At 60.4% G+C, this 13,575-nt stretch carries 13 protein-coding genes; 2 read left to right on the forward strand and 11 right to left on the reverse strand.

The genetic code is table 11. From position 1 onward, the window contains the following. Positions 1 to 194: 194 nt before the first annotated feature. From RRH01S_RS14960 to RRH01S_RS14990, 7 genes are all read right to left on the reverse strand, one after another. Positions 195 to 1,160, reverse strand: a complete 966-nt coding sequence (locus tag RRH01S_RS14960) for an ABC transporter ATP-binding protein (RefSeq protein ID WP_042472479.1) — start codon at positions 1,158 to 1,160, stop codon at positions 195 to 197. After that, entirely contained in the window at positions 1,157 to 2,146 is a 990-nt protein-coding gene (locus RRH01S_RS14965; RefSeq protein ID WP_042472482.1) for an ABC transporter ATP-binding protein, read from the reverse strand. The genes RRH01S_RS14960 and RRH01S_RS14965 overlap by 4 nt, the downstream gene beginning before the upstream one ends. Continuing rightward, a complete protein-coding gene (locus tag RRH01S_RS14970) occupies positions 2,143 to 3,621 on the reverse strand; it encodes an amidohydrolase family protein (RefSeq protein ID WP_042472483.1) in 1,479 nt (492 codons plus the stop codon). Before RRH01S_RS14970 ends, RRH01S_RS14965 begins: the two co-directional genes overlap by 4 nt. Next, positions 3,618 to 4,811 carry an amidohydrolase family protein gene (locus tag RRH01S_RS14975; RefSeq protein WP_042472486.1) on the reverse strand — a complete coding sequence of 398 codons (1,194 nt, stop codon included), beginning with the start codon at positions 4,809 to 4,811 and terminating at the stop codon, positions 3,618 to 3,620. Before RRH01S_RS14975 ends, RRH01S_RS14970 begins: the two co-directional genes overlap by 4 nt. 9 nt (positions 4,812 to 4,820) lie before the next feature. Continuing rightward, positions 4,821 to 5,780, reverse strand: a complete 960-nt coding sequence (locus RRH01S_RS14980; RefSeq protein WP_042472488.1) for an ABC transporter permease — start codon at positions 5,778 to 5,780, stop codon at positions 4,821 to 4,823. 16 nt (positions 5,781 to 5,796) lie between these two features. Then, positions 5,797 to 6,762 (reverse strand): ABC transporter permease, encoded by a 966-nt coding sequence (locus tag RRH01S_RS14985; RefSeq protein WP_007690718.1) that lies wholly within the window; start codon positions 6,760 to 6,762, stop codon positions 5,797 to 5,799. Positions 6,763 to 6,849: 87 nt separating this feature from the next. Continuing rightward, the gene (locus RRH01S_RS14990; protein WP_042472491.1) at positions 6,850 to 8,406 is read right to left on the reverse strand and encodes an ABC transporter substrate-binding protein; all 1,557 of its coding nucleotides are present in this window, start codon (positions 8,404 to 8,406) and stop codon (positions 6,850 to 6,852) included. A 265-nt stretch (positions 8,407 to 8,671) separates the two neighbouring features. Between RRH01S_RS14990 and RRH01S_RS14995 the strand changes: the two genes are divergently transcribed. Next, entirely contained in the window at positions 8,672 to 9,358 is a 687-nt protein-coding gene (locus RRH01S_RS14995) for a GntR family transcriptional regulator (RefSeq protein ID WP_051696709.1), read from the forward strand. Positions 9,359 to 9,424: 66 nt separating this feature from the next. Then, positions 9,425 to 10,090: a flavin reductase family protein gene (locus RRH01S_RS15000; protein ID WP_042472493.1), complete on the forward strand. Its 666-nt coding sequence runs from the start codon at positions 9,425 to 9,427 to the stop codon at positions 10,088 to 10,090. 244 nt (positions 10,091 to 10,334) lie between these two features. Here the strand turns inward: RRH01S_RS15000 and rpsU are convergent, their stop codons facing one another. From rpsU to RRH01S_RS15020, 4 genes are all read right to left on the reverse strand, one after another. Next, positions 10,335 to 10,580, reverse strand: coding sequence for a 30S ribosomal protein S21 (rpsU, locus tag RRH01S_RS15005; protein ID WP_007690712.1), 246 nt, complete (start codon positions 10,578 to 10,580; stop codon positions 10,335 to 10,337). 274 nt (positions 10,581 to 10,854) lie between these two features. Beyond that, a complete protein-coding gene (locus RRH01S_RS15010; RefSeq protein WP_042472497.1) occupies positions 10,855 to 11,850 on the reverse strand; it encodes a TIM44-like domain-containing protein in 996 nt (331 codons plus the stop codon). 111 nt (positions 11,851 to 11,961) lie between these two features. Further along, positions 11,962 to 12,267 carry a hypothetical protein gene (locus RRH01S_RS15015; RefSeq protein WP_007690709.1) on the reverse strand — a complete coding sequence of 102 codons (306 nt, stop codon included), beginning with the start codon at positions 12,265 to 12,267 and terminating at the stop codon, positions 11,962 to 11,964. A 254-nt stretch (positions 12,268 to 12,521) separates the two neighbouring features. Then, positions 12,522 to 13,571 (reverse strand): siderophore-interacting protein, encoded by a 1,050-nt coding sequence (locus tag RRH01S_RS15020; protein ID WP_080705441.1) that lies wholly within the window; start codon positions 13,569 to 13,571, stop codon positions 12,522 to 12,524. Positions 13,572 to 13,575: the final 4 nt, after the last annotated feature.

The raw sequence follows: 13,575 nt of genomic DNA on the forward strand, positions 1-13,575 counted from the left end.
AGATGGGAGAATGGAGGCTCTTTGTCGAGAGCAATCGCAATCTTCAGGATTTGTGAAGCGGCAGCGAACACCGAGTGATGATTTTTCAGAGCGACTTTGAAAGCCGGTGCATGCGCGAACAGCGCCGACAGTGACCCCACAGCACCACCAGGCGTTCAATGCCAAATCCACTAGGGACAGTGCTCGCGGCCGATTCACACACCCGCGAAATGGCACAGGACTTTTCCGCCACCCATGCGTTGGCGTGGCGTTGGGGCAGCAGTTTTGCAAATATCCTGCGCCATGGGACAGCGCGGATGAAATGTGCACCCCGCCGGTGGGTTGAGGGGACTGGGAGGCTCGCCCCCCATCAGCGTGCGCGCTCTGTTCGGCGCCAGCACATCGGGTATCGTCTGAAGGAGAAGCTGCGTGTAGGGATGTTGTGGATTGGCAAAGAGCGCTTCCGTTTCCGCCTCCTCGACAATACGGCCCAGATACATCACGGCAATCCTGTCGGCCATGTGACGCACGACGGCAAGGTTGTGGCTGATGAAAAGATAGGTCAGTCCGAGTTCGTCCTGAAGCCGGCGCATTAGATTGAGAATTTGCGCCTGGACAGAAACGTCCAGCGCGGAAGTGGGCTCGTCGCAGACGAGGAATTCCGGCTCACCGGCCAATGCGCGGGCAATCGAAATTCTCTGTCGCTGGCCACCCGAAAACTCGTGTGGATACCGCCTGGCGTCATCGGGCGACAGCCCGACGACGCGCAGCAGCTGCGATACTCTTTCCGTAATCTCGGCAGGCGACGTTCTCAGTTTGAACTCGCGGATCGGCTCGGCGATGATATCGCCCACGCGCCATCGGGGATTGAGGCTCGCATGGGGATCCTGGAAGATCATCTGCGCTTCCATTGGCTTACCGCTGGCGGAGCTGCCGAAGACAATCGCACCTTCAGTCGGCTCATGCAGTCCTGTCACCAGACGCGCGACAGTTGATTTGCCGCAACCGGATTCGCCGACAAGCGCGAGGCACTTGCCCTTTTTCACGGTGAAGGTCACGTCTTGAACGGCCTGCAGATATCGCCTGGGCTTGCGCTCGATCACCCGGTTCAGCCATGGTGCCGAGACCTCGAAGACACGGGTCAGCTGGTCGACTTCGAGAGCGTTTTCGATATCTCTCATCGGACACCTCCTTCGATCAGCCAGCAGGCGGCGGCACCATGCTCGTCCGCCTGAGTGAGCGATGGTCGTTCGACGCGACAGCGCGGCATCACATCCCGACAGCGCGGATTGAACGCACATCCGGAAGGCATGGCGTTCAGGCGCGGCATGGCGCCGTCGATCTGCGCAAGCGTCTCAAGCCGCGCGCCAAGCGCCGGGATCGAAGCCATGAGCCCACGCGTATAGGGATGCTTGGGACGTGCGAGGACTTCCGCCACGGGACCGATCTCAACGACGCGACCGGCGTACATCACCGCAACGCGGTCGGCGGTCTCCGCAATGACGCCCATATCATGGGTGATCAACATGACCCCCACCCCCTGTTCGACGCAAAGGCGACGCAGCAATGCCGTGATCTGGGCCTGGATCGAAACGTCCAGCGCCGTTGTCGGCTCGTCGGCGATGATCAGTCGAGGGTTGCCCGCCAGAGCCAGTGCAATGACAACGCGCTGGCGCATTCCGCCCGAAAACTGATGCGGATAGTGGTCCACCCGCTCTTCCGCGCCGGGAATGCCGACATGTTTCAGCAGTTCTATAGCCCGAAGCCGAGCGGCAGCTTTGTCGATATCGGAGTGCAATCGAACGGTTTCGACGAGCTGCTGTCCGACGGAAAAGAGAGGGTTGAGCGACGTCAGCGGGTCCTGGAAGATGGCTCCCACCTTGCGTCCTCGAACCTTCTCCATCTGCCTCTCGTTCAGGCTATCGGTGCGCTGACCGGCAATGCTGATTTCGCCGGCGATGACGCGACCCGGCGGTTCCAGCAGGCCCAGCACGGCCATCCCTGTCATTGACTTGCCTGCACCGGATTCGCCGACGACGCCCAAGATTTCTCCCGGACCGATCGTCAACGAGACATCGGACAAAGCGGCAAGCGTTCCCCGCCGGGTCGGAAATTCAACCGAGAGACCGGATACCACAAGTGGCGGTTCGTGAGCCGTTTGGGTCATTGCTGCTCCAGGACTGGGTAGCTTGGTGGGAAGATCGAGCTGACCGGTGGGTGTCGATAGGTTCGCTCCGGATAGAGGGAAACCAGTCTGTCGAATTGCGCCTGCGCTCCACCGCGCGCGGCCACCAGATCAATTCCGGCAACTGCGCCATCGCGCATCGAGATGCGCCCGTCGACGATCGTTGCCTTGGTAATGCGGCCGGTCGCCCCATAGATCAGCGTCTGAACCGGATCGATGCGGGGCGCGATCATGGCATCGCTCATGTCGAAAACGGCGATATCGGCCTTTGCGCCGGGTGCAATTCGGCCGAGATCGGGGCGCCTCAGCGCATCGGCGCCGGCAATTGTTGCCGAGTCATAGAATTCGGATGCGGATGCAGCGTCACCTTTGCCCTCGGTGATGCGATTGGCCATCAGGCCAACGGCAAGGTTCAAGACCATGTCCGGCGGTGCGGTGTCGGTGCCCATGCCGATACGGATGCCCATCGCCTTGAGGCGCGAATAGGATTTGAGCGCCGATCCGTGGCGTGCCGATACAAGCGGACAGTGCGCGACCGTTACGCCACTGTCGGCATAGAGGGCGAGATCCTCATCCGTTGCGACCGTTGCATGCGGCGCGATGAGGCGAGGGGAAAGCAATCCGAGATCGGCGAGCCAGCGTGGTGCTGTGACGCCGCGCAGTCTTTGCATGGTCTGGAGTTCCATTTCGCCCTGGGCCATATGCAGCCGTACCGGCAAGTCTAGGTCGTCCGCTCGGGCGAAGGTCTGCCTAAGCAGGCTTTCCGTGCACGTTTCGACCCTGTCGGGTGCAAACATGCCTGAGATGAGACCATCCGCATGGCCGTGGATGCGGCGGGCAAAGTCTGTGGCTTTCGCCAGTTCCGCCAGGCCTCGGGCTTCGTCGAAGACCGTCTGCATGGTGCCGGCCTCGTCGAGGACCACGCCGCCGCTGCGATAGGCCGGTCCCAGCCAGACGCGCAGCCCGAGATCGTCGGCTGCCTGAGCGGCGGCTTCGAATTCGGCGACGGTCTCTCCCCAGGCCCGGTAGAAAAGCGATGCAATCGGCAGCGCCGATGTGATCCCGTTCAGCAAAAGTTGCGCGAAGGCATAGCGTTTCTGGAACGCCAGCTCTTCGGCTGTGTACATCTCGCGGGATTGCGCCGCATAATCGGCGGGCCAGACCCGCCCTTTCTTCCAGCCCGGCTGGTTGTCCATGGCAAGCACGGTGGTATCGAGGTCGGAAAGCGCGTCGAGATCCACGAAGCCGGGGCCAATGAGGGCCTCCCCCATGTCATATCTGGCTGCAAGCTCACCGGCGAAGCGATGTCCGACCCAGACGATGTGATCCCGCTCGATGACGATTTCGCCGTTCTCGATCAGCCGCCGTCCATCCGGGGTGTCCGCAATGATAAATCGCGCTGCTAGCGCCCAGCGTCCTTGCGGACGGTGCCCGAGCGGAAGATCCGACCAGCTCATGGGCGTTCTCGCAGGCTTTTGCCATCACGGGCGACGACGTTTCCGGCGGTGACGACCAGCTTTCGGGGCGCATGGGTGACGATTGCCTCGGCAAGCGTTTCCCCTTCGAGCAGCACGATGTCACCACGTCCGCCCAGGGCGATTTCATGGCCGGTCCTCTCCATCACAACGGCGCCACCGGTTGTGCAGACATGCAAGGCCAGCGGAAGCTCGTCATCGCGACGCAGATTGTTTTTCATGCCGAGAAGCATGGCGCGTTCGAGCATGTCGCCGTTACCATAGGGACCCCAGGTGTCGCGGAAGCCGTCGACGCCAGCACCAAAGCGGACGCCTGCCGCCAGAAGCCGCTTCAGGGATGGCGTCTCTCGGGATGGCGGCGCCGTTGTCAGGATCGGGATGTCGAGTTCGGCGCATGTATCGATCAACGCCTGCGTCATGTTCCAATCCGGGTGGCCGAGGCAAAAGGCGTGGCTGACGGCGACCTTGCCCTGCAGCCCGAGCGCGCGGACGCGTTCGAAAATCATCTCCATGGAAAACGCGCCCAGTTCGCCGGACTCATGCAGATGAATGTCGATGCCTTTGCCATGCCTTTCCGCGATGGCGAAGATCGTATCGAGATGGCCCTTGGGGTCCTTGTCCATGCCGCAGGGGTCAAGGCCGCCGACAAGATCCGCACCCATTGCCATCGCCCGATCCAGGAGCTCATCCGTGCCTTGCCGGCGCATAAGCCCTGATTGGGGAAATGCAACGATCTCGATTTCCACAATGCCGGCAAGCTGCCTGCGGGTCTCCATGACACCTTCCAGCGCAATGAGGCCCTGGTCGGTGTCAATATCGACATGAGTCCGGATCAGAGTGGTGCCGTAGCCGACGGACTGCAGCGACTGGCGCATGGACTGGATGTGGGCATCCAGCCCGAGATCACGTTTGACCTGGCGCTCGTTGTCGATCTTGTCGATGAGCCGCGGCCCGACTTCGTTGACATACCAGGGATAGCCGAGCAGCGACTTGTCGAGATGGGTATGGGCATCGACGAGGCCAGGAATGGCGATGCGTCCGCAGGCATCTTCGACCGTTATAGCCTCGGCTGCGATGTTCTGGCCGACGGCGGCAATACGGCCGTCCACGATCAGGATATCGGCGAGGTCCTTGCCCATGGGGCGCGTGTTGGTGATGAGAAGCTTGTTCATGTGACGTCCTCAGCGCAGTTTGGGGTTGAGTGCATCGCGCAGCCAATCCCCCAGGATATTGATCGAGACAACCAGCAGGCAGAGCTGAATGGCCGGGAACAGGACGATCCACCACAGTCCCGAAAACAGGTATTCGTTGCCGATGCGGATCAAGGTGCCGAGCGATGGCTGCTCGACGGGCATGCCGACACCGAGGAAGGAAAGTGTCGCCTCGATGAGAATCCCGAAGCCGAAATTGAGCGTTGCGGTCACCAGCAGCGGCGTGGTCGTATTCGGAAGGATGTGCCTCAGCATGATCCGCCGCGCCGGCACGCGGATCAACCGGGCCGCCTGCACATACTCCTTGTTGCGCTCGACCATCGTCAGAGCGCGCACGGTGCGGGCATATTGCACCCAGGCCGAAAGCGAGATGGCAAACACGATCACTGACGATGCGCCGGCGTCGCGCAGTCCGGGCGGCAGCATCTGGCGCGCCATGGCCGACACGAGGATGGCGATCAGCATCGTCGGCATCGAAAGAAGGACGTCGCCCGCCCGCATCAGCAAACCGTCGGCCCACTTTCCATAATAGCCGGCGATGAGGCCAAGCGTGGCCCCGACCGCCAGCGAGACGGCGACAGAGGCTGCGCCGATCACGATCGAAGCGCGAGATCCATAGAGGATAGCCGAAAGCACATCGCGGCCCTGAAGATCGGTGCCCAACAGGTAGGGCCACTGACCATCTGCGCTCCAGATCGGCGGCAACTGGGCGTTCAGCAAATCGAGAGATGCCAGATCATAGGGATTTTGCGGTGCGATCCATGGTGCCAGAAATGCCGATGCCAGCAGCAAAGCCAGGACAATGGTGGCGATGATGGCGGAGGGATGCTTCTTGAAGCTCCACCACAGATCCGTATCGGCGATGCGGCGGCGAAGGGAGGGGCGCCGGGACACAGGTTTCGTCGGATTGGCCGTTTCGATGCCGCTCATGGGGTGCTCCTCTCGGTCAGGCTTTGCGCAGACGCGGATCGACGACGGCATAGGCGACATCGACGAAGGTGTTCAGGACGACAAAGATGAAGGCCACGATGCAGAGATAGGCGGCCATCACAGGGATATCGACGAAGGTGACTGCCTGCATGAACAGCATGCCCATGCCGGGCCATTGGAAAACGGTCTCCGTGACCAGGGCAAAGGCGATGAGATTGCCAATCTGCATTGCCGTCAAAGTAATGACCGGCATCAGACAGTTTTTCAGCGCATGACGAAACCACAGCGATCGGCGCCGAACGCCGCGGGCGCGGGCGAACTTGATGAAGTCCGAACGCAGGGTTTCCAGCATCTCGGCGCGAACAAGCCGCATGACAAGCGTGATCTGGAAGAGCGATAGTGAGAGTGCCGGCAGCACCAGCGCGGCGCGCCCGGAAGAGGTAAGCAGCCCCGTTGACCACCAGCCGATCTGGACGATATCGCCGCGCCCATAGCCGGGTAACCATCCAAGAGACACGGAAAACACCAGGATCAACAGAATGCCGACAAGAAAGCTCGGCAGGGAGATTCCGATCACGGAGGTGAATTGAAGTCCTTCCGCCCACCATCTTCCGCGCCCGATGGCGGTGAAGACACCAAGCGGAATGCCGACGACGAGCGAGATGATCGTAGCGATGAGCACAAGCTCGAATGTCGCCGGAAACCGCTCGCCGATCAGCTTGATGACATCCTGCTGGTTTCGATAGGAAAGCCCGAATTCGCCCTGGGCCGCCTTGACGACGAAGCGGACATATTGCGTCAGGAATCCGTCGTTCAAGCCGAGTCTGGTGCGCAGTTCGTCATGTTCGGCCTGCGTGGCACTTTCGTTCATCATCATTTCGACGGGATCGCCGACGAAACGGAAAATCATGAAAGCGATGAAGGTGACGGTCAACATCACGAGGATCGCATTGCCGATGCGCTTTACGAGGAAGGCGATCATTGCGCTTTACGTCCCTGGTTTTGATCGAGCCCGATTTTTCGTGAGGGAGGCCCGCCGCCGTAGGGTGCGGCGAGCCAAATTGCATCGTTACTTCTTCACCAGCCATAGGCGGGGAAGGTTGTCGGCAAAGAGCGGCAGGTCCGCGACCTTGTTCGCCGTCGCCCAAGTCAAAGGCTGCTGGTGCAACGGGATCATCAGCACATGCTCCTTGGCAACCTTGAGGGATGCCGCTTCCAGTGCCAGGCGCTTGGTTTGATCGAGTTCGACCGCCGAGGCTTCCGTCAGTCTGTCGAATTCGCTGTCCGACCAGCCGCCCCAGTTGAAGATGCCATATGTGCCGCCCTTCGTGTGGAGGACCTGCGAGGTGAGGCTGTAGGTGTCGAGCATCGGGAGGGTCGCCCAGCCGAGCGTGTAGACATCGACCTGCCCATTCGAGCGCTTCGGCGTCTGGACTGCGCGGGGTCCCTGGTCAAGCTTCGGCTTCAGCCCGACGCGCGACCACATGGAAGCCACGGCCTGGCAGATCTGCTCTTCGTTGACGAGCGTGTCGGTGCAGTTGAAGTCGAAGGCGAAATCCGCAGCGCCTGCCTCCTTCAGGAGCGCCTTTGCCTTTTCCAAGTCGGCCTGCAGCGGTGTATCGAGCGCAGCGTCGTAGCCCGGAATCTGCGGTGCGACGAGCGTGCCGGCACTACGAGACTTTCCACGCATGACCTTCTTCTTGATGAGGTCAAGGTCGATCGCGAGCTGCATCGCCTGACGAACGCGCACGTCTTTCATCGGGTTGGGAGCGCCGGAAAGGAGCGTGTCGCGCTGGCTGAAGCCGATCATGACCGTGCGCAGGTCGGTGCCCTCGAGAAGCTTGACGTTCGGCGAAGCCTGCAGGCGGGGAATGTCCTGAACGGGCGCCTTGTCGGTGAAGTCGATATCGCCGGCCAACAGCGCCGCCACGCGTGTCGCGTCGGACGCAATCGGTGTGAACTCGATCCGGTCGATATTGTGCTGCGGCTTGTCCCACCAGCCATCGAACTTGACGAAAACGGTCTTGGCGTCGGGCTGGCGGCTCTCGATTTTGAAGGGACCGGTGCCGTTGGCATGATAGGTCGCGTAGCCTTCGACGCCCGATCCGACGTCGGTCGGGGCCTCGGTATTGTTGTCCTTCAGCCAGCCGGCATCGAAGATGTAGATCGTTGTCAGATCATTGAGAAGGAGAGGGTAGTTCGGCGTGACATCGATTTCGATCGTATGGGCGTCGATGACCCGCGATCCTTTATAGGCAGGAATGTTGCCCTTGAGCGGTGATTTCGGATCGCTGGCGCGCACCAGCGACGCCTGCACGTCTTCCGCCGTAAAATCGGCGCCGTTGTGAAATTTGACGCCATCGCGGAGCTTGAAGCGCCAGGTCGTCGGCGAAACAACTTCCCAGGATGTGGCAAGTGCAGGCTCGATCTTCAGGTTGCGATCGTAGCGCACCAAGCCTTCGTATACGTGATTGAGCACTCCGAGCGTAAAACTGTCGCCATAGGAATCGGGATCAAGCGAACCCAGATCGCGTGATGCGCCCCAGCGGAATGTCTCTGCTCCGGCTGGCAGGGCCAGGCCGAGCAGTAAGGCTCCGGCGAGAAGTAATTTTCCAATTTTGATCATATTGTTCCCCGATCTTTATATTGTATGCAATTTCTGCTAAAAATCAGCGATTTTCTAACGAAAATGGCGTGATCGCGCCAAAATCGGCGCCGGTATTCTAGCGGCAATCTTAATTCGCTTGCAGAGCGTACCAAAATTCGTATTCTAGATCGTATGCAATATCAACATAAATTTGCATGCGATTTTTATCCGTTTATGGCAGACAAAAATTGTGCATATAGAGGCGCAATGAAAAGCACCGCCAAACCACGCGATGGAGAGCTCTATGTCCACGAACCAGACGCGCAGTGATGCCATTTACGCTTCACTGAGACGGGCGATCCTTGAGCAGGCGCTGAAGCCTGGGGTTAAGTTGCCGGAGGATTCCATCGGCGACACCTTCGGCGTCAGCCGTACGAGCGCTCGCAATGCGCTTGTGCGCCTGGTTTCCGACGGTCTGGTCGAGATCAAGCCCAACCGGGGTGCCTCGGTCGCCATGCCGACGTTGGAGGAGGCACATGAGGTCTTCGCCCTACGCCGTTGCCTGGAGCGAGAAGTCATCGAGCGGCTCTGCACGCGTATGCCGAAAGACGGGATCGATGCGCTGATATCGCATGTCCGCGAAGAGGAGCGCGCGCTGCGGTCGTCCTCGCCACGGTCAATCCGGCTGGCCGGGGAGTTTCACATTCTGCTGGCCGAACTGACCGATTCGAAGCTGTTGATCGACTTCATCAGCCGGGTCGTGTCCCGCTCCTCACTCATTCTTGCCCGGTTCGGCCGACCCCATTCCGCTGAATGCGGCATCGATGAGCACATCCAGCTTATTGAGGCTCTGAAGCAGCTCGATCGCGCGCGCGCGACGGAAATCATGGATCACCACCTCCACGCCGTCGAAGACCGCGCGCGTGTCGATGAGGATGATGCGCCGGATGTCGGGGAGATATTGAGCCGCTACCTGGCTGTTTCCGACTAACGACAAAGACATCCCGGCATCGTTGTAAAAGTGGGGCATGCCGGAGACGACAAGGAAAATATGACAATGACGGTGCCCAAGAGCCTGCCCAGTGCGGCTGATTTTACGCGGTTCGATTTTGGTTCGCTTACGCCGCGTGAGTGTTACAAATTGCTGATCGGCACTGTCGTGCCGCGTCCCATCGCCTGGGTGACCACGGTCGATACTGAAAATCGCGTCAACGCTGCGCCGTTCAGCTTTTTTGGCGTCCTGTCTGCCGATCCGCCGATCCTGGCGATTGGCGTCGAAAATCACGGCGATCTGAGCTTCAAGGATACCGGGCACAATATCCGCCAAACCGGCGAGTTCACCGTGAACATCGTCGGAGCCGAAAACCTGGATGCCATGAATGTGACTGCCGTCCCATTTCCCGCCGGCGTTGACGAGCTGGAACGCGCAGGGCTTACGGCTTTGCCAGGCACTCATGTTCGCTCGCCCTATATCGCGGAGGCGCCGGCGGCTTTCGAGTGCCGTCGCCATGTGACCTTGCAGGTTGGCGGCTCGCGAGAGATCGTCATAGGTGAGGTGCTCGCACTGCACATCAGGTCGAACCTCGTCAACGAGCGTCTACATATCGACCCGAAAGGCTTGAACGCCCTCGGTCGAATGGGTGGCCACGGCTATGTCAGAACGGGCGAAACGTTTGATCTGCCAACGATGTCGCTGGATGAGTGGACCGCGGGGATCAGTTGAGGAAGCGCTCTTCGCCCTGCCGGTCTTAGGCTTGGCGACGCCGATCTTGCCGACCGAACTGAGCGCCGGCATGTCGAAAAGTCGTCGGCTGGGCCTGCTTGACTGCCAGCCGACCGGTTCATTTCCTCCGGAAGGCGCCGGATTGAGCCATGAGGAGCGAAAGGCTGTCGCTCCTCACAGCAGTTGGATCAGCCTCTGGGTAGCTTCGAAACTGAGGGTGCCTTTGATGGAGAGCAGGTGATAGCTATTTGGAGCGGGAGGCCGGCTTGGGCTTTTTGGCGGTACTTATGCCGAGCTCGCGGTTCAGTTTCTTTTGCGCGAGCTTCCGCGTACGGCGGATCCCCTCGGCCTTCTCGCGAGCGCGCTTTTCGGAAGGCTTTTCATAGGACTCGCGAAGACGCATTTCCCGAAAAACACCCTCTTGCTGCAACTTCTTCTTCAGAAAGCGTAGCGCCTGATCGACATTGTTGTCTCTAACAAGGACTTGCAAGCTTTTCCCCTGATATAACCATGTTCATTTGTTCGGAGAGATCCATACGCTCAGAGCGGAGGGCTTGGCAATGATACTCCGCCCCTTCTACAGTGATTTGAGAACATAAGAGTTACGATTTCTGCGGGAAAGTGCGTTGATGCAATGGAATAGCGGGCCACCGACGCGCGGTTAGCGTTACAGTGTCAGCTTTCCTTCTGTTCGCAAGGCAGATGCCGGGAGCGCATATCCCGGCATTCGTTGTCTATATACCACAGCCGGCCCGAAGGCAGATTCAAGCGTGGTGGACTTCCGTTCCCTGGATAGCGGACAGGATCCAGTCCGAACCGGGCTTGCGCATGAAGGTCCAGATTTCGGTCGTTTCCGAGGCATTGCGATCGTCGCCGTCGACAAGCCGGCCCGTCTTGCGATCGAGCAGTGCGTCGACGCTCGAATAGCGCATCGCCAGGGTGGCGTATTCGGCATTGTCCTCGCGCCAGGATTCAGCAATGTCGCCCTGCAGCAGGCGGATATCGGTGACGCTGTTGCGGACGCCCTTGGTGGCGTTCTCGCCAAGCTCCTCGGCAAGATAGGACATCGCCTCCGGCGTGGTCAGCCGGCGCAGCGTGGCATAATCCTCGGCACCGTAGGCTGACTGGACTTCGGTCAGAAGCTTTTCGAAGCGGTCGAGGTCGGCTTGCTGCAACCCGATCTCGTCATTGGCTTGAGCCGGCTTTTTCTGCGCGGTGCCTGCTATCCCGCCGCCGATCGGCGGGATGGGAAAGGAGGAGGGCTTGGATGCATTCATATTGAACGACGCATTCGCTCCGGAAGGTGCATATTGAGGTTGTTGGCGGTTTGCGAAAAACCGCATGGCGAAGCGGATAGCCATGAAGATCAGCGCGGCTTGCAGCAGCAGGCCGAGGAAGCCGAAGCCGCCGCCAAATCCATGGCCGATCAGCATGCCGAGAAGACCGCCGGCGATCAGTCCGCCAATCATCGAGCCGCCGAAGCCGCCAAAGAGGCCGCGACGCGGCTGCGCAGCGGCGGCACCGGCCACTGACGGCGTCGCGGTCTGCTGCTGGGGCGTCATTGTCCGTTCGATCGGCGCGGCCTGCGTCGGGGCTGTCCGCGTTACGGCCGGTGTGTCGAAGGTTCGCGTTCCACGGCTGCCAAACCCGCTGGATCCGGCGCGACGTGCGTCGGCATCGTCAAAGCTCACAATGGAGGTGGCGGCGGCGAGGACGACGATGGCTGCGACCTGAGCGAAACGTGGAATTGCGCGGAACATTGGTTCTCCTGTCCTTGGGCAGAAAAGCGATTTTCAGCCTATATAGGAATGCAATCTTGCGATTGTAAGTTCGCGGGAGAACTTCCTTTTGGGCGAGGCAGGCGCGAGTTCTTAAATGCCTGACCCGTCAAGGTTCTTGTCGTCGTCGCCTTCCCATGGCGGAGGCATTGAGGCGCGACGGAGGTTAGCCGAGGGCATCGGCATCCAACATTTCAATTCCGGTTCGGCATATTCGATGATCTGCCCGGGTGAGGAATCGGACGCACGCCACCCTTCTCCCGCAAACTGATCGCCATTCGACCAATATGCGAGGTCAACTTCCGCCGGCCCCTGCTCAGATGGTCGGATCGTGACCAGAATCCGACTACCGTCTTTCGGTGCACTTGTCATATGGCGCCAACGGTCTGCCTCGTCCATCGCTTTTCCTCCAGCTTGCTACCGGTTGCGAATGTCGCCTCGCCATTGAAAGTGGTCAACTCAAACTTTGCACAACCCATTTCTGTTGATTGTCTAGCTAGACGCTCTCGATGAGCGACGCGGCTGTATCTCGCGGTCATCGAAGCCAATTCGCGTGGTCGTGCATTTTGGGAGCGCGAAGGCTTTCGCTCAACCGATGTTAGCCGTATCGACACGACTGGCGGCAAAAATGTACTTCACCGTCTCTCAGGTGCTCATCGTTGCCAATATGCCGCGACGCTGAAGCGGGAACGGTCGGCGGCCATCTCGGTTTTCATGAAGTTGCGGATGGCGCGGGCTTCGGTCTGCTCGCAGGCAACCCAGACGAAGGTTTCGGGATCGGAGGTGGGTACGAGATCGCGCAGGATCCGTTCCAGCACGCCAGTGCTTCCCGCGGCTGCCTGGTTGCGATGAAGCCATGTGACATTCAGCGATGCGGCCGAAGGCAGCGATTGTTCCTCGTGCCTGTCTGCCACTTCCAGGAAAATCCGCAGCTCGGCTTCCGCAGGCACAGTGGCCGCGATGCGGGCGATGGCAGGCAGGGCGGTTTCGTCACCGGCGAGGATGAGCTTGCGGGCAGCGGGCACGCCGCCGCCGCCGGGACCGATGAGGCCTGCCCGGTCGCCGGGACGGACATTCAGGGCCCATGATGCGCCGGGAACATTGTCGCCAGCATGCAGCACGAAATCGATATCCATCTCACCCTTGGCAAGATCGATGCTGCGGATCGTATAGGCGCGGATGGTCAGCGCATCCTCGCCCCGTGGCCAATGGATGCGGCCGTCCGGTTCGGTATGCGGCCAGACCGCCGCGCGGTCCTTCGGCGGGATCAGCAGGCGCACATGCAGGCCGCCGTCCAGGAAGTGTTTGGCGTCCTCGGTTGCGACGGTCACGCGGCGCATATGCGGGGTGATGTTGCTCGCACGAATAACGGTGATCTCGCGGAAATCGGGAATGACGGCAGCCTGTGGCCCGTCGGCCCAGGTGAGGTCGAGCGTCTCGCCGGATGATGCAAAGAGGCGTTCGGCAACCATGCTGCGGACCGTGAACAGCTTGGAGGCGGTCGGGCAGCGCAGTTTGATGTCGAGGCGGTTTTCCGACACGGCGATATCGGCGCTGCCGATAACGGTTTCCAGCCGCGCGCCTTCGGCACTTCGCGTCACCGTCACATGCTCTGCCAGGTGCTCGCAGAGTTGATCGAGCAGGCGCCCGGCATCGGCATGGGTGGCGGTGCCCGAGGCGGTGAAATCTCTCGCATGCATCATTGGA

It is taken from the genome of Rhizobium rhizogenes NBRC 13257, from assembly GCF_000696095.1.
Classification (GTDB): domain Bacteria; phylum Pseudomonadota; class Alphaproteobacteria; order Rhizobiales; family Rhizobiaceae; genus Rhizobium; species Rhizobium rhizogenes.

Bases quoted from the DNA above. Each gene is read 5' to 3' on its own strand.
- RRH01S_RS14975 (WP_042472486.1), bottom strand. From the start codon at position 4,811: ATGAACAAGCTTCTCATCACCAACACGCGCCCCATGGGCAAGGACCTC.
- RRH01S_RS14970 (WP_042472483.1), bottom strand. From the start codon at position 3,621: ATGAGCTGGTCGGATCTTCCGCTCGGGCACCGTCCGCAAGGACGCTGG.
- RRH01S_RS15015 (WP_007690709.1), bottom strand. From the start codon at position 12,267: ATGGACGAGGCAGACCGTTGGCGCCATATGACAAGTGCACCGAAAGAC.
- RRH01S_RS14960 (WP_042472479.1), bottom strand. From the start codon at position 1,160: ATGAGAGATATCGAAAACGCTCTCGAAGTCGACCAGCTGACCCGTGTC.
- RRH01S_RS15010 (WP_042472497.1), bottom strand. From the start codon at position 11,850: ATGTTCCGCGCAATTCCACGTTTCGCTCAGGTCGCAGCCATCGTCGTC.
- RRH01S_RS14965 (WP_042472482.1), bottom strand. From the start codon at position 2,146: ATGACCCAAACGGCTCACGAACCGCCACTTGTGGTATCCGGTCTCTCG.
- RRH01S_RS15020 (WP_080705441.1), bottom strand. From the start codon at position 13,571: ATGATGCATGCGAGAGATTTCACCGCCTCGGGCACCGCCACCCATGCC.
- RRH01S_RS14990 (WP_042472491.1), bottom strand. From the start codon at position 8,406: ATGATCAAAATTGGAAAATTACTTCTCGCCGGAGCCTTACTGCTCGGC.
- RRH01S_RS15000 (WP_042472493.1), top strand. From the start codon at position 9,425: ATGACGGTGCCCAAGAGCCTGCCCAGTGCGGCTGATTTTACGCGGTTC.
- RRH01S_RS14995 (WP_051696709.1), top strand. From the start codon at position 8,672: ATGTCCACGAACCAGACGCGCAGTGATGCCATTTACGCTTCACTGAGA.
- RRH01S_RS14980 (WP_042472488.1), bottom strand. From the start codon at position 5,780: ATGAGCGGCATCGAAACGGCCAATCCGACGAAACCTGTGTCCCGGCGC.
- RRH01S_RS14985 (WP_007690718.1), bottom strand. From the start codon at position 6,762: ATGATCGCCTTCCTCGTAAAGCGCATCGGCAATGCGATCCTCGTGATG.